The sequence below is a fragment of the Burkholderia sp. YHN3-13 genome (genome assembly GCF_055810675.1).
The window spans coordinates 241835-260867 of record NZ_JBVVNQ010000005.1 but is presented as its reverse complement, the minus strand read 5'-3'; the positions used below and the strand labels follow the sequence as shown (position 1 = coordinate 260867).

Here is a 19033-nt window from a genome sequence, read left to right as displayed (position 1 = left end):
CGGTCTCGTTACTTGCCCGCGTCGGGCGCCTTCACGGTCATCGGCGGGTTCGGCCACAGGCCGTGGACGGACGGCGCGTACAGCGCCTCGACGCGCGTCGGCGGCAGCCCGAACGTGCCGACGTTGTTCAGCCGCACCGTGTACTCGACCGAGAATTTGCCCTTCGGCAGATAGTCGTAGTACGCGCGGTAGCCGTCGAAATCGCGCTCGATGAATGCCGGCCATGCGCCGTCCGGCGTCTTCTCGCCCTGCGTTGCCGCTTCGGAGTCGCGGCCGAGGCCCGAGCCGAGGATCGTCGCGCCGGCCGGGATCGGATCGTTGACGGCGACCCACGTCATGTCGCTCTGCGCATCGATGTCGAGATGCACGCGCACGACGTCGCCGCGCGTCAGCACGCCCTTGACGGCCGGCGACACGGGCGTGACGGTCTTCGTGATCCGGTAGCCGGCCGCGAACGGCGCACGCAGCGGCACGGCCGCGAGGCTCTCGACCGTCGCCCACGGGCGGCCCGTGCCGTCCTGCGTGACGGACAGCGTGGCTGGCCCCTGCGACGCACGCGGCCACGGCAGCATCACGCTGCGCGCGGCGGCGGCGCGGGTCGCGGCGGTGGACGACACCGGTGCGTCGGCAGGCGCCGGCGCCTGCGACCACGAGATCGAACGCTCGTCGCCGCCGAGCGCGACCTTCGTCGCGCCGGCGACCGGCGTGCTCTCGTAGGTGCGCGAGAAGCGCTCGACCGCGAGCAGCCCGAGGGCGTTCGACGTCGTCGTCTGCCATGCGCCCTGGCGCTGCAGCGCGAGCAGGCCGGCCGTCACCCGCGGCATCTCGTCCTTCCATGCCGGGTCGCCCGCGAATTCCAGCGCGAGACGCGCGGCGTTGGTCTCGTTGCTGGTCATCAGCCACCACAGGTCGTCGTCGCGCGCGGTCGAGAACACGAGCTGCGTGCCCTGGTACGTCAGGCGCGCCCGCAGGATCTGTTCGACCTGCGCGCGTTTCTCGTCGCGCTGCGGGATGTCCTTCACGCGCGTCAGGATCGCGTGATAGTCGATCACCGCCGACGTCGGCCACTGGTTCGGCGCGATCTCGATCGAGCCGAGCATGCGGCCCTGCGCGGCGCCGAAGCGCGACAGCGCCTCGATCGCGGCGAGCTTGCGCAGGTCGCGATCCTGGCGCGGCGCCCACGCGTTGCGCTCGATGCGGCCGTCGACGAAGCGTGCAAGCCCGGCCTCGAGCTGCGTGCGCAGGTCTTCCGGCAGCGCGAAGCGCGGGTCGAGGCGGCTGGCTTCGTCCGACACCACGAGCAGGTACGACGACAACGTCGGACTGCCGTGGTGCGAATCGTCGGACGACGGCGGGAAATAGCTCGCCAGCCCGTCACCGTCGAGGTAGACCGGCATGCGGGCGATCAGCGCCTGCCATTGCGCCGGGTCGCGCAGGCCGATCGCGCGTGACGTTTGTTGTTCGAGGCAACGGTACGGATAACGCTCGAACCAGCGCCGCACGCCGGGCAGGCCGTCGGCGAGCTTCGACTGCAGCGAGACGGCGATGCCGCCGCGCGGCGAACCCTGCGCGTTGTTCACGGCGCCGGCCGGGGCCGACACGGGCACCGTCAGCGTGCCGTCGACCTGGGCGAGCGTGGCCTGCTGCACGGTCACCGGCAGGGCCGGCACGACCTTCTGCGCGACCGCCAGCGCGTCGGACGCGCGCTTGCCGCCTTGCTCGGCCGCCTCGATGCGCCAGTTCAGCGCACCGGCCGCATCGAGCGCCTGCTCGGGCACGGTGATGGTCCAGGCCACCTCGGTTGCCGTATTGGCCGCGAGCGACACGGTTTGCGGCGCGACGTCGAGACCCGTCACGCGCGGCGTCACGACGACCTGCATCGCGCGGTCGGTCGTGTTGCGCAGCGTGACCTGCGCGCGGAACGCGTCGCCTTCGCGCACGAGCGGCGGCAGGCCGGAGATCAGCTGCAGATCCTGCGTGCTGCGGATCGACGTGCTGCCCGTGCCGAAACGGTCGGGGCCGACCGCCGCGATCGCGACGATCCGGAAGCGCGTGAGCGCGTCGTTCAGCGGCACCTCGACGGTCGCGCTGCCGCTTGCATCGAGCGTCACGCGCGGATTCCACAGCAGCAGCGTGTCGAACAGCTCGCGCGTCGGCGCGCTGCCGCCTCCGCCGCCGGCCGGCACGGCCTTGCGGCCGAAGTGGCGGCGGCCGACGATCTCCATCTGTGCGGTGGCCGTCTCGACGCCGTACGCGCGCCGGCGCAGCATCGCGTCGAGCAGGTCCCAGCTGTTGTTCGGCATCAGTTCGAGCAGCGCCTCGTCGACGGCCGCGACCGCGATCTGCGTGCCGGCCGGTGCAGGCTGGCCGTTCGGCAGCGTGACCTTCACGTGCGCCTGCGCCTTGCCGCGCACCGTGTAGCGCGTCGCGTCGGTCGTCACGGTCACGCCGAGGCGATGGACGCCCGTGCCGACCTTGATCTCGCCGAGACCATAGCGGAACGCGGGCTTCGACAGGTCGACGAACGCCGTCGGCGCTTCATAGTGGCGGCCTTCGCGCCAGAACGCGCGCGCCCATTCGACCGGCGCTTTCCAGCCCCACGTGAAGAACGAATACCACGGCACCTCGCGAATCCGGCCGCGCAGCGCGAGCACCGACACGTACACGTTCGGCCCCCACGAATCGCCGACCTTCAGGTCGACGGTCGGATTCTTGCCGTTCAGTTCGACGATGTGCGTTTCCATCACGCCGCCGCGTTCGACCGCGACGAGCGCCGTCGCATAGCGGAACGGCATCCGCACCTGGAAGCGGGCCGTTTCGCCCGGTTCGTACGACGTTTTCTCGGGGATCACGTCGATCCGGTCGGTGTTGTCGCCACCGAACCAGAGTTCGTCCTCGCGCGTGACCCACACCGACGTCGACGCATTCGACGTGCGGCCGTCGCCGTCCTTCGCGACCGCGATCAGCTGCACGTTGCCGGCCTGTTCGAGCGTCGCGTCGCAGGCCATGCGGCCCTTGTCGTCGGTCTTGCCCGAGCACAGCACGCCGAGCTCGCGCGTGTCGCTCTTGTTGTCGTACGCATAGAAGCCGCCGACCATCCGCTTGCGCGACGAGGTCGTGATGTGCGCGACGCCCTTGATCTCGATCGGCACGGACGCACGCGGCTTGCCCTGCAAATCGACCGCCAGTGCCTGCACCGGCACGCGCTGGCCGACCGACACCCAGCGGCCGGCCTTGATGCCGGCCACCACCGCGGCCGGCCACAGGATCGTGTCGCCGCGGATCGTCTGCACTTCGCCGTTCGGATCGGCGAACGTCGCTTCCAGCGCGATGCGCTTCGGCGCGTCGACGTCGGGCAGACCCTTGAGCGTGACCGAGCCCGCGCCGTTGCGGTCGAGCGTCAGCGGCAGCTTGTCGGCGATCAGCTTCGTCGCGTCGGGATCGTGGTTCGACGAGGACGCGTTGTCGCCGTCCTGCGAATCGTCGTCGGCGTTGCCGTCGCTCGAGTCGGGACGGTACGGCGTGAAGCTGAAATCCTCGAAGCGATCGGCGAACGGCGGCGATGCCCATTTCATCAGCGCCGACACCTGCACGGGCAGGTTCGATGCGCCGCCGCCCGACACGTAGTCGATCTGCACCGCGAGCGGCGCTTCCTTCGCGGCGACGAGCGGGCTCTTCTGCGCGTCGCGCGCGCCGATCGAGCCTTTCAGCACCGGCAGGCGAAACGCCTCGACGCGGAAGCTGCCGCTGTAGTAGGTGGCGGTCGGTGCATCTTCCGGGCCGCCTTCGAGTTCGACGCTGTATTCGCCGAGCTTCGCGGCGGCCGGCAGCGTGAACTGCGTGTCCGCGCTATGGTCGGCCGCCCACGTGAGCGGCAGCTTGTACGTCTGGCCCGTGCCGAGATGGCGGATCGTCACACGCGTCGGGGTTTGCGACGGGAACGCGAGACTCTGCAGCGTCTCGGTGCGGATGAAATGCTTCATCGACACGGTTTCGCCGGCGCGCAGCAGCGTGCGGTCGAACACCGTATGCGCACGCACGGTCGGCGCGCTGTCGGTGTCGGTCGGCACGTTGAAGCGCCACGATTCGATCCCGCGGTTCCAGCCCGAGCTGACGAACGCCATGTCGGGGCCCGTTTTCGGATCGTTGACGCGCGCCGACACGAAGTAGTCGTCGAAGCGCTGCTCCGACGAGCTGCATGCGCGCTTCGGCTCGAACGGCCCGTCGATCTTCAGCAGGCCCTGCGCATCGGTCGTGCCGGCCGCGATTTCGTCGCCGTTGCAGTCCGACACGCGGATCTGCGCGTTCGGCATCGGCTTGCCCTTGTCGAGCGTCGTGACCCAGACCAGATTGTTCTCGCGGCCCTGTTTGAGGTGCACGCCGAGGTTCGTCACGAGCACGGTGGTGCGCACGTACATGCTCGACGGCTTCGCGAGCAGCGAGCGGCCGAGCGCGGGCGACGCGAGTTCGAGCACGTAGAAGCCGGGCTTGTCGATCGGCACGCCGACCACCTCGAACGGGCGCAGCGTCTTCGGATCGGCCTGCGGCAGCGTCAGCGTTTGCGCGCCGGGCTCGCCCTCGAGCAGCGACAGCGAGCGCACGTCGATGCGGCGATTCTTCGGCGCGGGCTGTTTTTCGCCGGCTTCGAGCGGCACGTAGACGGGGTGCTGGCCCTTGCGGTCGAGCAGGCCGGGAATCTGGCTGTCGATCGAGCCGGCCGTCATCGACCAGTTGTCGAAGCGGTCGACGGTGCGCATCCACTGGCGGATCGCCGTATCGTTCTCGACCTTCAGGTTCGCGAATTGCGCGCCGCCCGCGTTGAGGCCCGCGATATGCAGGTCGGCCTCGACGTTGCGCAGCGTGACGGGCACGAGCGCGGGCGTGTCGGGTTCGGCGAAGCGCTCGACGATCCCGAACGTGCCCGACGAGAATTTCGCGAGCGGCGGCATCGGCGCGGTGCGTGTCGCCAGCGGGAACAGGTCGGCGTTGGACAGCGAGCGGTCGGTCACGTCGCGCAGGCCCGACGGCAGTTCGATCGTCAGGCCGGCCTGCGCGGGCAGCGGCGGGTTGAACGTGACGGTCGTCACTTCCTCGCTGTGGTCGTCGGCCGCGAAGGTCGGGCTCAGCGAGCCGTCGGGGCCGCGCAGCTTGATCGCTTCGGCGTTCTTGCGCGAGATCGGCGCATTGAACGACAGCGTGAGCGGGCGCAGCGGCGTGCAGGGCGCCTTCGCGTTCTCGCGTTCGCACGAGAAGCTCGCGGCGAACGGCGCGCGTACGGTGAAATCGAAGCGGCGTTCGGTTTCGTTCGCGATGCCGCTCGGGCTCGCGACGCCCTTGCCGTAGACGAGCTGCATCTTCGCGCTGGCCGGCAGCGCCTGCGAGCACGACAGCGTCAGCACGCGCGCGGCTTCCTTCTTGAACCCGAAATGATCGAGCAGCGCGTTGCGCGTATCGTCGTCGGCGGCCGTGACCGGAATGCGGTTGCCGATGCCCGCCGCTTCGCACCAGATGTTCGCGAGCGCCGAACGCGGCTCGGCCGGGCCGTTCAGCTTCAACACGAAAACCTGGTGTTCCTCGATTTCCCGCGAGCCGGGGCGCACCGACACCGGGAACGGGCCGCCCGTCTGGAACGTGAAGCGGCGCGGGCCGCTGGCTGCATTGCCGGCGACCGAGCGCAGCGTGTCGTTGAGCGCGACCGAGCAGCGCACGCCGGGCGGCAGGTCGTTTTCGAAGTCGTAAACCCAGGTCTTGTCGTCGAGCCAGTGACCCTGGCCGCGCGCGGCCGTCGAGTCGTTACAGGTCACGCGGGCGGGGTTCGGCGCGGAGGCCGAGCCGAACGCGACCATCGGTTCGTCGAACTTGACGACGCTCTGCCGGACCTCGGTGACGGTGCCTTGCGGCGACACGCTCACCGTGCGCGCCGCGCCCGCGTGCAGCGAAAGCGCCGTTGCGCCGCCGAGCGCCGCGACGGCGCCGATGCGCCAGAGCAGCCGGATGGTGCGGTCGGTTCGATCGGCTTTGTTGTGTTTGTCGTGCTGCTTCATCGCTCGATTGCCCTCGGAGGGAAGCTTTCTGTTTGATTGCACGCGATTCTAACCGACCGTCATGCGCGCGCATCGCGGCGCTCGGGGTGTCGCCGGCATGCGACACCGGGGTTGCGCGCCGCAGATTTGTCGCGCCGACGACACAAAAATGCATCGAAATTTCGATTGTCTCGGATTGCGGAACATTAAATGGACTATAAAAAGATTGTTCGATCCGATTTGTGCGCGTACATTTCAGGTCCGCGCCAATGTTTGAGAAATATCAAGCGTGGTTTTCCCGAATCCGGTGTTCGAGAGAAGGAAACATGCACAACGACAACACTCCCCACTCGCGTCGCGAAAGCGACGCAACCGCAAGCGGCATCACGCGGCGTCAATGGCTGCAGGGCGCACTGGCGCTGACGGCGGCGGGCCTCACCGGCTCGCTGGCGTTGCGGGCCCTGGCCGACGATCCCGGCACAGCGCCGCTCGATACGTTCATGACGCTCTCGGAAGCATTGACCGGCAAGAAGGGGCTGAGCCGCGTGCTCGGCGAACGCTTCCTGCAGGCCTTGCAGAAGGGCTCGTTCAAGACGGCCGACAGCCTGCCGCAACTCGCCGGCGCACTTGCGTCCGGTTCGCTGAACCCCGATCAGGAAGCGCTCGCGCTGAAGATTCTTGAAGCGTGGTATCTCGGCATCGTCGACAACGTCGTGATTACCTACGAAGAAGCATTAATGTTCAGCGTCGTCTCCGATACGCTCGTGATTCCCTCGTATTGCCCCAACAAACCCGGCTTCTGGGCCGAAAAACCGATCGAGAGGCAAGCCTGATGGCCGATACCGATACGCAAAAAGCCGACGTCGTCGTCGTCGGATCGGGTGTCGCAGGCGCGATCGTTGCCCACCAGCTCGCGATGGCCGGCAAGTCCGTGATCCTGCTGGAAGCCGGCCCGCGCATGCCGCGCGGCGACATCGTCGAGCGCTTTCGCAACCAGGTCGACAAGACCGATTTCATGGCGCCGTACCCGTCGAGCGCATGGGCGCCGCATCCGGAATACGGCCCGCCGAACGACTACCTGATCCTGAAGGGCGAGCACAAGTTCAACTCGCAGTACATCCGTGCGGTGGGCGGCACGACGTGGCACTGGGCCGCGTCGGCGTGGCGCTTCATCCCGAACGACTTCAAGATGAAGACCGTGTACGGCGTCGGCCGCGACTGGCCGATCCAGTACGACGACCTCGAGCATTGGTACCAGCGCGCCGAGGAGGAACTCGGCGTGTGGGGCCCGGGCCCCGAGGAAGACCTGTACTCGCCGCGCAAGGCGCCGTACCCGATGCCGCCGCTGCCGTTGTCGTTCAACGAGCAGACGATCAAGAGCGCGCTCAACGGTTATGACCCGAAGTTCCACGTGGTGACCGAACCCGTCGCGCGCAACAGCCGCCCGTACGACGGCCGGCCCACTTGTTGCGGGAACAACAACTGCATGCCGATCTGCCCGATCGGCGCGATGTACAACGGCATCGTTCACGTCGAGAAGGCCGAGCAGGCCGGCGCGAAGCTGATCGACAGCGCGGTCGTCTACAAGCTCGAGACCGGGCCGGACAAGCGCATCGTCGCCGCGATCTACAAGGACAAGACGGGTGCCGACCATCGCGTCGAGGGCAAGTACTTCGTCGTGGCCGCGAACGGCATCGAGACGCCGAAGATCCTGCTGATGTCCGCGAACCGCGATTTCCCGAACGGCGTCGCGAACAGCTCCGACATGGTCGGCCGCAACCTGATGGACCATCCGGGCACCGGCGTGTCGTTCTACGCGAACGAGAAGCTGTGGCCGGGCCGCGGCCCGCAGGAGATGACCTCGTTGATCGGTTTCCGCGACGGCCCGTTCCGCGCGACCGAAGCCGCGAAGAAGATCCACCTGTCGAACATGTCGCGCATCAACCAGGAGACGCAGAAGATCTTCAAGGCCGGCAAGCTGATGAAGCCCGCGGAACTCGACGCGCAGATCCGCGACCGCTCCGCGCGCTACGTGCAGTTCGACTGCTTCCACGAAATCCTGCCGCAGCCCGAGAACCGCATCGTGCCGAGCAAGACGGCCACCGACGCGATCGGCATCCCGCGCCCCGAGATCACGTACGCGATCGACGATTACGTGAAGCGCGGCGCCGTGCACACGCGCGAGGTCTACGCGACGGCCGCGAAGGTGCTGGGCGGCACCGAAGTCGTCTTCAACGACGAGTTCGCGCCGAACAACCACATCACGGGCGCGACGATCATGGGCGCGGATGCACGCGATTCGGTCGTCGACAAGGACTGCCGCACGTTCGACCATCCGAACCTGTTCATCTCGAGCAGCTCGACGATGCCGACCGTCGGTACGGTAAACGTGACGCTGACGATCGCGGCGCTTGCGCTGCGGATGTCGGACACGCTGAAGAAGGAAGTCTGACCGTGCGGAAATCTACTCTCACCTTCCTCCTTGCCGGCTGCCTCGCGTTGCCGGGTTTCGCACGCGCGGCCGACTCGGCCGATCCGGCGCAGGTCAAGCGCGGCGAATACCTCGCGATCGCGGGCGACTGCATGGCGTGCCACACCGCGAAGGGCGGCAAGCCGTTCGCGGGCGGTCTCGGCATGCCGGTGCCGATGCTCGGCAAGATCTATACGAGCAACATCACGCCCGATCCGGATACCGGCATCGGCAACTGGACGTTCGACGACTTCGAGCGCGCGGTGCGCCACGGCGTCTCGAAGAACGGCGACAACCTGTACCCGGCGATGCCGTACGTGTCGTACGCGAAGATCAACGACGACGACGTGCAGGCGCTGTACGCGTACTTCATGCACGGTGTCGAGCCGGTCAAGCAGGCGCCGCCGAAGAACGAGATCCCCGCGCTGCTGAGCATGCGCTGGCCGCTGAAGGTCTGGAACTGGCTGTTCCTGAAGGACGGCGTGTACCAGCCGAAGCCGGCGCAAAGCGCCGAGTGGAACCGCGGTGCGTATCTGGTGCAGGGCCTCGCGCACTGCAGCACATGTCACACGCCGCGCGGCATCGCGATGCAGGAGAAATCGCTCGACGAAACCGGCGGCAGCTTCCTGTCGGGTTCGGTACTCGCAGGCTGGGACGGCTACAACATCACGTCCGACCCGAACGCGGGGATCGGCGGATGGACGCAGCAGCAGCTCGTCCAGTACCTGCGCACCGGCAGCGTGCCGGGCCTCGCGCAGGCGGCCGGCCCGATGGCCGAGGCGATCGAGCACAGCTTCTCGAAGATGACGGAAGCGGACATCGGCGCGATCTCGACGTACATCCGCACGGTGCCGGCGGTGGCAAGCGGCGACGCGAAGCAGTCGCGCTCGTCGTGGGGCAAGCCGGCCGAGGACGGGCTGAAGCTGCGCGGCGTCGCGCTCGCGTCGTCGGGCATCGATCCGGCGCGGCTGTACCTCGGCAACTGCGCGACGTGCCACCAGATGCAGGGCAAGGGCACGCCGGACGGTTATTACCCGCCGCTGTTCCACAACTCGACGGTCGGCGCGCCGAATCCGACCAACCTCGTGCAGGTGATCCTGAACGGCGTGCAGCGCAAGGCCGGCAGCGAGGATGTCGGGATGCCGGCATTCCGTCACGAGCTGTCGGACGCGCAGATCGCCGCGCTGACGAACTACCTGACCGGGCAGTTCGGCAATCCGGCCGCGAAGGTGACCGAGCAGGACGTCGCGAAGCTGCGCTGACGCGGCGCGCGGCGAAGCAGGGCAACAATAGACAAGAGGAGGCGCACAGCACATCGGGCGGGCCCGATGCCGGTTGTTGCAGAGCGGGACGGGCGGCGCAGGCGGCCGCCCGTCCTGGATCGTTGGCAATCCGGTGCGCGTAGACCGTGCATCGCTTTCGTTGATCGAGACCATGACACCGAATCAACCGTTTCTCGCGTCCCAGCGCGATGTGCTGCTGCTGTTGTCCCGAATCCTGCTCGTGATCCTGTTCGTGATGTTCGGCTGGAAGAAGATCATCGACTTCTCCGGTACGATCGCGTTCATGGGTTCGGAGGGCGCGCCCGCGCCGATCGTGTCCGCGGCGATCTCCGTCGTGATGGAGCTGTTCGCCGGCATCGCGATCCTGGTCGGCTTCCAGACGCGCCCGCTCGCGCTGCTGCTGGCGCTCTATACGATCGGCACCGGCATCATCGGCCACCACTACTGGACGATGACGGGCGGCGAGCAGATCAACAACATGATTCATTTCTACAAGAACATCGCGATCGCGGGCGGCTTGCTTGCACTGTGCGCAGCGGGCCCCGGCCGATATTCGATCGATCGCGGATAAACGGACCCTGGGCGCGCGCATGGGGCGCGCGCGGGAAGGTCGAGACTCCGAGGGGGCATCATTTTGCGACTTAAACATTTCGCATGGCTGATCGCGGCCGCCACACCGGCGGCCGCCTTTGCACAGACGAGCGTGACGCTGTACGGCCGGATCGACGGCGGCATCGAATACCTGAATCACATCGCGACGCCGACCGGCAGCAAGTCGCGCTGGAGCGCGGAAGGCGGCGACTGGGGCACCAGCATGTTCGGCCTGAAGGGCGTCGAGGATCTCGGCGGCGGGCTGTCGACGGTCTTCAACCTGGAAACCGCATTCCAGGTGATGAACGGCACGACCGGCGGCGGTCGCATGTGGTCGCGGCGCGCGTATGTCGGGCTGAAGAGCAACACGTGGGGCCAGCTGCAGGCCGGCCGCAACCTGTTCATCGACAGCGACGGCGTGTGGGAATTCGACCCGTTCGTTCAGCAGGCGTTTTCGTCGGCGTCGCTCGTGCGTGGCCGCAACTGGCAGCAGAGCAGCAACAACATCGAATATCACAGCCCGGTGATCGGCGGCTTCGACGTGCAGGCGCAGTATGCGTTCGGCAACCAGTCGCGCGGCTTCAACTACGGCGCGGCCGACGATTTCGGCCGCTCGGACGGGATCATGATCTCGTACCATTCGCCGGTGCTCGACGTACGCGGCATCTACGACGAACTGCGCGACAACAACGGCAAGTTCAGCAACATCTTCACCGCGTCGCGCGAGTATTTCGTCGGCGCGAACGTGAAGGTGCAGAAGTTCAAGATCCAGGGCGCGTATACGCACTACCAGGCGCCGGACAGCCCGGCCGGCGTGGCCGATCGCGCCGATCACTACTGGCTCGGCGCGACCTATGCGGCGAATCCGCAATGGGCCGTGACGGCCGGCGGCTATTACGTGAAGGTGGGCGACGGCGGCAGCGACGCATCGCACGATCCGTCGGGGCACGCGATGATGTACGTGCTCGGCACCACGTACAACCTGTCGAAGCGCACGTTCCTGTACGGCACGGTCGCGTATGTGCGCAACGGCGGGAATTCGAACTTCTCGCTGCTCGCGACGCCGCGCGATGCGACGTCGGGCACGAGCCCGCTGGCGGGCGAGTCGCAGACGGGTGCGTATGTGGGGATGATGCATACGTTCTAAGCGGGCAACGGCAGATACGTAAAAGGCACGGGTGGTCGCACCCGTGCCTTTTTTGCGTTTACGGCGACTGCGAAGATGATTGCGGCGAGCATATTGGTGTCGACGCGGAATTCGAATGCATCTTGCGAGCCGGGACGGCTGTTATATCGCTGCCGTACATCGAGCGGCCATCGGTTCGCTCATAGCGTATGGCGTACCTGAGTAGTGCGCTGCCGGTGATGCGCACTCGATGGATTCACACTCCGAAACGTTTACGGTCCGGAAATCCGAAGCAGACAACGGATCCGCGATTGGTCGCTATCAACTGATATCGCCACTATTCGATCCGTTTGGCCGACAGCACGGACGTGTCCATGAAGATCGTGCACCGGCGACCATTACCGCACGAAAACCGAGGCTGGCGCCCGTTCGGCATGCCATGTCCATCTTCATCCCGGCAATCACGACTTTGCCGACGCTGCCGAATGCAGTTGCTCGACCAGTCGCGAGCCGATGCTTCCCGCGACATTGCCGCAATCGAAAGCAGGATGTAAGTTGTGCGGGATTCATTCCGACGCGTTGCGACGCTGAATGGGAAAGCATCATCAGCGTACGACGGGACCGATCACGATTGGATGCGGTGAATGCCGATTCGGTCCGATTCAGTGGTTTGAATCGCGCCGGTGCCCGAAGGTTCTCACCAGTGGTCGCAATTCCGGGCCTTTTCCTCTTTTGACGAGATAGCAATCAGCTCGTGGCGTTGCCCGGCGGTCGTTTCTGTTACTACATGGTACGGGGTAGCCTGATGGTTTCCGATTTGCTGAACAAGGCGCTGCGCGCGCAATACACGCAACACGGACGGATTGTCCGTCTTGACACGCCGCTTGGCGAGGACCGGTTGATTCCGCTCTATGTCCGGGGGCGTGCGTGTTTGGGGCGAGACTTCGAATTCACGATCGATGCAACCTCGACCCGGCTCGAATTGATTCAGGCCAAGGCCCTGATTCGGCAATCCGTGACGCTGTGGATTCGGCAGACGGACGGCAGCGAAATGCCGATTCACGGTTATGTGACTGCGTTCAGTCGCTTGGGCGCGGACGGTGCCAACACCTACTACCAGCTTCGGTTCAATTCGTTCCTCGCGCTGCTTCGGCTGGGCAGCGACCGTCGGGACTGGGTCGAGGCGCCCGCACAGCAAACCGTGTCCGACGTGCTCGCAAAGTATCCGCAGGCATCCGGTAACGTGACCTGGCAATTGCGTCGAGCGCTACGTTCGTATTCTCAGCGCATGCAATGGGAATCCGACTGGAACTACGTCCACCGCACGTTTGAGGAACTCGGCCTGTTTCCGCGCTTCGACATTGCACCGGACGGCAAGTCGTATCGGGTCGTCATCATGGACGACCTTTTTTCAGTTCCCGAATTGAAGCGCAGGACCATCTCGTTTAGCGGTTCGGTGCAGGACGAGGAATTCGACGGCCTGAGCGAATGGATCGATTCGCAAGAAATCCAGTCCGCCGAACTCGACACGGGCACGTTCGATTACAAGCGTCCGGATCTTTCCAAACACGTCACGATGCCCGCATTCGATCTCGACGATGTTCCAGGCTTGGGCGAGCAATACGAATACACGGGGTCGCACACGTGGTCGGATCGCGACATGGGCGAGGCTCAAGCGAACTTTATCGCCGAGGAATGGCGCTCACGCGCTCAGCGCTTCTACGGAGTGGGCGCGCTGCGTTGCGCATGGCCGGGTCGCTATGGTCTGCTGACCGGGCACCCGGTGCACGATGCGCAGTTGGAACAGGATCGCGAGATGGCGATTCTTTCCGTGAGCTGGCTCATCCAGAATAACGTGCCGGGGCTGGAAAACCTGATGCGATTTCGCAAGAGCGTGCGCGCGGAGGTCGAGCAAGTGCGTACGAATGGTGCAGGTTCGGTGGTGCGCCATACCGACGGTGGCGTTGGATTTTTCCACGTCGAAATCGAAGCGCAGCGGCGTCGCGTCGCGTTTCGCAGTCCGTTCGAACACAAGAGGCCCGTCATGCAGCTTCAGACCGGCATTGTCGGCGGACCGGGCAGCGAGGAAATCCATACGGATGCGATGTTGCGAGCGAAGGTTCGATTGACATCCGATCGACTCAATGACGGCGACCAGAACGTCTCGGCGTGGATACGCGCGGCGATGCCCGATGCGGGCCACAAGCGCGGCGGCATGTTTCCGCTGCGCAAGAACGACGAAGTCCTGATCGGCTTCGTTAACGGTGATTGCGATCGCCCCGTGATTCTGTCGAGAATGCACGGTGGCGAAAGCATGCCGGAATGGCACACGCACGGGCTGACCTCGGGCTTGCTGTCGCGCGAATATGGCGGCGAAGGTTATAACCAGCTGATGATGGACGACGCCAGCGGGCAGAACCGCGTGCACTTGTATTCGACGAGTTACAGCTCGCATTTGCACCTGGGCTACCTGATCCAGCATTCGGGCAACACGCGCGGTGCATTCATCGGACAGGGCTTCGACCTCAAGTCATTGGGCTACGGTGCGGTGCGGGCCGAACAAGGGCTCTATGTGTCGACGCAACCGGCAGCCACGCAACCGATGCGTGCGGCGGCGGCATCCGAACAGCTTACTCGCGCCGAAGCGATGCTGGCGACGACGTCGCAGGCGAGCCAGACGAATCGGGCGCAGAGTCAGCAAGACGGCCACGATGCACTGAAAACTTTCACGGACGCAACGCGGCACCCGGTGGCTGGCACGATCAAGGGTGGGCGCACGGCAGGCGGTGGCACGGGCAACGCGAACGGCTTCGCGAAGCCGATCATGCTGCTGTCGAGTCCGGAAGGCATTGCCGTATCGACACAAGGGTCGGCACACGTTACGGCAAACAAGCAAGCCAATGTGGTTGCCGGCGAGAACATCAACCTCGCGGCCGGGCGAGCATTGCTCGCCAGTGTGCTGGAGCGAATCAGCCTCTTTGCGGAAAAACTCGGTGTCAAGATCTACGCGGGGAGCGGGCCGATAGACCTTCAGGCGCAGAACGATTCGATGAGCTTGACCGCATCGCAAGACGTGAAAATTACGGCGGGCAAGAGGATGTATCTGTCGGCTGACGAAATTTGGATCGGCGCAAATGGTTCGCATATCAAACTGACGGCGAACATGATCGAGAACGCAACCTCCGGCCAGATTGTAGAAAAGTGTGCGGATTGGGAGAAAGCGGGAGCGGCAAGCGGCGCGCTGCGAAACCCGCTGCATTCGTCGCCAGTATCGGCCGACGGCGGTCGTTTCACCGTGTTCTCCGGTTAAACCGCGCGGCGGGATCGTTCCAATACAAAAAATCCTGAAACCGAATCCGAGTCGGGAATCATGAGCAAGACAATGCCTAAAAAGAAGCACCATCCGGCGTCCGCCCCAAAATCGGCCACCAAACCTGCGGAACCGGCGGATACGCCACTGAGCTGGGCCTACCCGTTCACGCCGGTAGGCAAGAACGACGCGGCCGACCCGATGACCTATTTCAGGGCGCTGGCCAAGTGCGAAAACGGCTTTTATCCGCTCGGCGTCAGCGGCATGTGGCACGGTGGCGTGCACTTCGCCGACGGCAGCGCGGAAATGCTGAAGCAGGACAGCGGCGTGCGCGCGATTGCGGACGGCAAAATCGTGGCGTATCGGCTGAACGCGAAATACGAGGAAACGACGTACCCGAACAATGCTGGTCGGGCGCACTACTCGACCGGCTTTGTACTGGTCCGCCACGAACTGAAGTTGCCGCCGAAGCCGGCCGCGAAGGAATCCGCGAAATCGGCTCCCGCATCGGCCCCCGCGCCTGCATCGACTGATACCGCGCCCCCGACAGCCGCCCCTGCCAATAACGCGCCGTCCAACGGCAAACCGGCGAACGACAAATCCCTCGTGTTCTTCAGCCTGTACATGCACACGATGGATTGGGCCGGCTATCAGAAAGCAATTGAACAGGCGAAATCGAACCCGAAGCCTGACCCGGCGCTTCCGGTACCGATGTCGTATTGGGAAGGCGATCGCTACTATCGAGTGGGCGGCAAGGCGAAGGACAAGCAAACCGTTCCGAAGCGGAAGGCGCCTGCGCAGCCATCCGCGAAGCGGATCAATGGTGCCGACGATCTGCCTGTCAACAACACGAACCAGAACGAGCCTCCGCCCGCAGATAGCGGTCAAGATGCCACTCCTCCAGCGCCGGAGACAGGCTTGCACATTCGAGAGTTGCCGAACGGAAAGAGCAAGATTATCGGGATATTACCGATCGGGGCCGAAATCGTTGCGGGCGAAGGCGATCCCACGCACCTGGACTGGATCAAGATCAAGTCCATTAAATCGGGCACGGTTTTGTCTGCCGAAGTCGGTAAGCCGGTGTCCCCCCAAGCGCCGTGGAGCTACGTGTTCAAAGGGGACCTGGACGCTGTTGTCGATCCGAAACCGCTCGATACGGTAGTGATCCTGAAGGAGCCGCAGCGCGTCAAGGCAGGCGAAGTCGTCGCGCATGTCGGCCAGTATCAATGGCCCAGTAAGGCGAGCCCGATACCGCCGAAGCCGAACTATCCGATGTTGCATCTCGAAGTGTTCGCGGGGCCGGACCTGAAAGACTTCATCGATCAAAGCCGTGCGCATGCGAAAGAATTGAACGATAAAAACAAACCGCTTCTGGAAATCGAGCCGGGGGCCAAGCTGGTCAGCGAAGTGCCCGCGCCGGATCAGAAACTGACCCAATCCGGATTGAAGCTTGTACCGATAGGCGACGCAAAGGGTTCGCGCTGGATCAAGGTGCAGCCAAAGAGCGTGATGACTGTGCCCGCGAAAGGCAAGCAGAAGGCCAAACAAACCTTCGCGGACGTTGGGAACCCGATGTGGGTTGAAAGCAGTCTCGCGAACACGATCAGCACGGCGAATGTCGCGGGATGGCAGAACTTTCCGCTGGACGTTTCCAAGGCAAGCGGGCCGGAAGCGGATTTCCGGGATGTGCTCCGCCGTACGGGGCTCGACAAGCTTGGGGCGGACAATGTCGCGATCGACGACAAGGGGCATCACTGGTGGAACATCACGATTGGTTCGAAGGACGGTTCCGCACGACAGGGATGGGTATGCGATACCGGTCATGACGGCGTGCAGTTGCGTAGCCCTTGGGAATGGCCGGGTTTCGAATTGGTCGACAACGGCAGCGTCAGCCCTGCCGACATGTTCAAACGCCATATCCATACGACCGAACAATATCTGGCGGATGAGGAAGGTACCGAGTTCAAGGGCGCGGCGGGGAAGGTCAACGCTGGCGAACTCATCACGAAACTTGAAACGGCGATCGATACGAACCACGACGGGAAGGTGACTGCACAGGAACTGAAGCATGCGCTGGAAACGCGGTGGATGGCTGAAGCGGTTTCGCACCTTGTTGTGCGCAATGAAACCGAATGGGGTGGCGGTATGGGCAAGTGGGAGGAACTCACCCCGCTCATGAAGAAGCAGACCGAGATGTGGAAGACGGAACTTGATCGGCTTGCCAAGCTTCAGTGGTGGGAACAAGTCAAGGGAGTTGATGGCTTTCCTACGGACCTCTCGCCTTGGCACTTCCATCCGATTGGGTTGCTGGGGAATTTCCTCGCCACTGTCAGAAAACGACGGGATTACGATCTTGGACGGTTGTCGACATATTACGAAACGGGTGGCCGAGGGCCAATTGCCATCTCCGGTGGTCAAGGAGACCCCGGGGGAGTTTCGTACGGATCGTATCAGTTTACGAGCCAAACGCGACAGAAGCATGGTGAGCCCATCATTGGCGGTAGAGTAAAGGAGTTTGTTTCATGGTCTGGATTTCCCTGGCCAAACGCCTTTGAAGGATTAACGCCGGGATCGTTGGAGTTCTCTGATAAATGGCGGGAGCTTGTGAAGTCAGATGAATCTAAATTTCATGATGCAGAGCATAAGTTCACGAGAGAAACTCACTACGACATCCAGATTAAAACAATTGAGGTTTTTGCGCGTGTTGACATGAGGTACCATTCTCATGCGCTGAATGATGTCATTTGGTCAACGTGCGTTCAACATGGGCCGTCAACCGATGTTATTACAACGGCAATGAGTTCTCTCGAGCCACCGACGGAGACGCGAGACTACGACGTGAAGTTGATTGATGCCATCTATGCAGAGAGGGGTAGGAAAAATTCGGATGGGAAACTTGTTCGATTTATCCATTCGTCGTCTCATGGGCAAGAAAATGTTGCAAAGAGGTTTGTTTCGGAGAGGGCGAAGGCGCAACATGAGCTTGCTAATGAAAAAGATTATTAATTTATCTATTGGTGGATTTTTCACTTTCACAACACTGCTTGCGCACTCCGAGAGTTTTGTCAAATTTTATGAAACTCAAGGAGCGGATGCGGCCCTGGTCAAAGTTGATGACCTGTATACGTTAACGCTATCAGGTGGTGCCCCGCCAGCCGGTGCATCTACTTCGGCGGATTGTTACGTTAAATCTAGAGAGATAAAGTTAAAGAGTGATTCTCTTGATGGAGAGTTCGCGCCTATTCACAACGGAATTGCGAATATTGGCGAGAAGAGTGTTGCGGGTCATCGTGTCTTTGCAAGGGTAAAAAAGTCAATTATTGAAGTAATGGATGCAAATGTTGCAGGGATATGTGCGGATGATATAGATTTCACTGGGAATTATAAAATAGTAACGGAAGGGGGTGGTTTAAGGGAAAAGTATGCTTATTATCTTGATATGGTTCATCAAGAGGCTCTTCTTTTTTTGAAGAATGATCGTCCTAAAGATGCTGCTAAAGTTCTCGCCTCGTATGCTGAGGCATACCAGAAAAATTGGTTGGACGATCGAGTTGTGCGTGATATATTGATTTCGTCGCTTAATGATTATGCATACGCCCTTCAATTAAATAATCGAGATGATGAGGCCATTCCTGTTTTTCTGACTGTGTTATCCGTTGTGCCGAATCGAGCTGTTGCGTGGCTTAATATTGCCGATTCGTACTGGAGCAGGGGGGATGTCGAGAAGGGGCGTGCAGCATATAAGAGGTATGTTAACTTGATGAATAGATCAGGTAATGCTTCAAAGATTCCGTCGAGAGCGCAAGAGAGATATGTCAATTGATATCATTCGTATCGGAGATTCCACTGATCACGGAGGCAAAGTCGAAACTGGCTCGTCATCGATGAAATTTGATGGCCGCTACGTCGCCCGTAAAGGCGACCGCGTGTCGTGTCCGCAGCATCCTGAGGTGTCGCCGAATCTCGTCGAGGAAGGCGACGAATCGATGAAGGACGACGGCATTCCGGTTGCACGACACGGCCATCGAGCGACATGCGGCTGTCATCTGATTTCGAGTCTCGGGTGACGCTACAACGGCAGTGGGAAACCTAGCCATTGATGCGGGCGTGTCCATGCAGTATTGCGTCTTTACCCCCAGAATCACGATTTCGCAGATGTCGACCGCGTGCCCACGAAGCAACTCGATCGGGTCTTGTCGAATACGATATCGCGTGCCTTATCGATCACAA

Annotated in this window: 10 protein-coding genes; 9 read left to right on the top strand and 1 reads right to left on the bottom strand. The window is 63.0% G+C overall.

What is annotated here, in order from left to right; all coding sequences use genetic code 11:
* Positions 1–8: 8 nt before the first annotated feature.
* The gene (locus AC0KUR_RS15130) at positions 9–6044 is read right to left on the bottom strand and encodes an alpha-2-macroglobulin family protein (protein ID WP_473376113.1); all 6036 of its coding nucleotides are present in this window, start codon (positions 6042–6044) and stop codon (positions 9–11) included.
* A gap of 305 nt (positions 6045–6349) precedes the next feature.
* Between AC0KUR_RS15130 and AC0KUR_RS15125 the strand changes: the two genes are divergently transcribed.
* From AC0KUR_RS15125 to AC0KUR_RS15085, 9 genes are all read left to right on the top strand, one after another.
* Positions 6350–6856, top strand: a complete 507-nt coding sequence (locus AC0KUR_RS15125; RefSeq protein WP_049028374.1) for a sugar dehydrogenase complex small subunit — start codon at positions 6350–6352, stop codon at positions 6854–6856.
* On the top strand, positions 6856–8475 hold the full coding sequence (locus AC0KUR_RS15120) for a GMC family oxidoreductase (protein ID WP_034187894.1): 1620 nt from the start codon (positions 6856–6858) through the stop codon (positions 8473–8475). The genes AC0KUR_RS15125 and AC0KUR_RS15120 overlap by 1 nt, the downstream gene beginning before the upstream one ends.
* A 2-nt stretch (positions 8476–8477) precedes the next feature.
* A complete protein-coding gene (locus tag AC0KUR_RS15115) occupies positions 8478–9755 on the top strand; it encodes a cytochrome c (protein ID WP_034187893.1) in 1278 nt (425 codons plus the stop codon).
* A 172-nt stretch (positions 9756–9927) separates the two neighbouring features.
* On the top strand, positions 9928–10347 hold the full coding sequence (locus tag AC0KUR_RS15110) for a DoxX family protein (protein WP_175903938.1): 420 nt from the start codon (positions 9928–9930) through the stop codon (positions 10345–10347).
* Positions 10348–10410: 63 nt separating this feature from the next.
* Positions 10411–11514 (top strand): porin, encoded by a 1104-nt coding sequence (locus tag AC0KUR_RS15105; RefSeq protein ID WP_049029477.1) that lies wholly within the window; start codon positions 10411–10413, stop codon positions 11512–11514.
* Positions 11515–12298: 784 nt separating this feature from the next.
* Positions 12299–14803, top strand: coding sequence for a type VI secretion system Vgr family protein (locus AC0KUR_RS15100; RefSeq protein ID WP_473376112.1), 2505 nt, complete (start codon positions 12299–12301; stop codon positions 14801–14803).
* Between the two features lie 60 nt (positions 14804–14863).
* Positions 14864–17809, top strand: a complete 2946-nt coding sequence (locus AC0KUR_RS15095) for a VgrG-related protein (protein ID WP_473376111.1) — start codon at positions 14864–14866, stop codon at positions 17807–17809.
* Positions 17793–18626, top strand: a complete 834-nt coding sequence (locus AC0KUR_RS15090) for a tetratricopeptide repeat protein (protein WP_473376110.1) — start codon at positions 17793–17795, stop codon at positions 18624–18626. Before AC0KUR_RS15095 ends, AC0KUR_RS15090 begins: the two co-directional genes overlap by 17 nt.
* Entirely contained in the window at positions 18616–18870 is a 255-nt protein-coding gene (locus AC0KUR_RS15085) for a PAAR domain-containing protein (RefSeq protein ID WP_083286478.1), read from the top strand. Before AC0KUR_RS15090 ends, AC0KUR_RS15085 begins: the two co-directional genes overlap by 11 nt.
* Positions 18871–19033 lie beyond the last annotated feature (163 nt).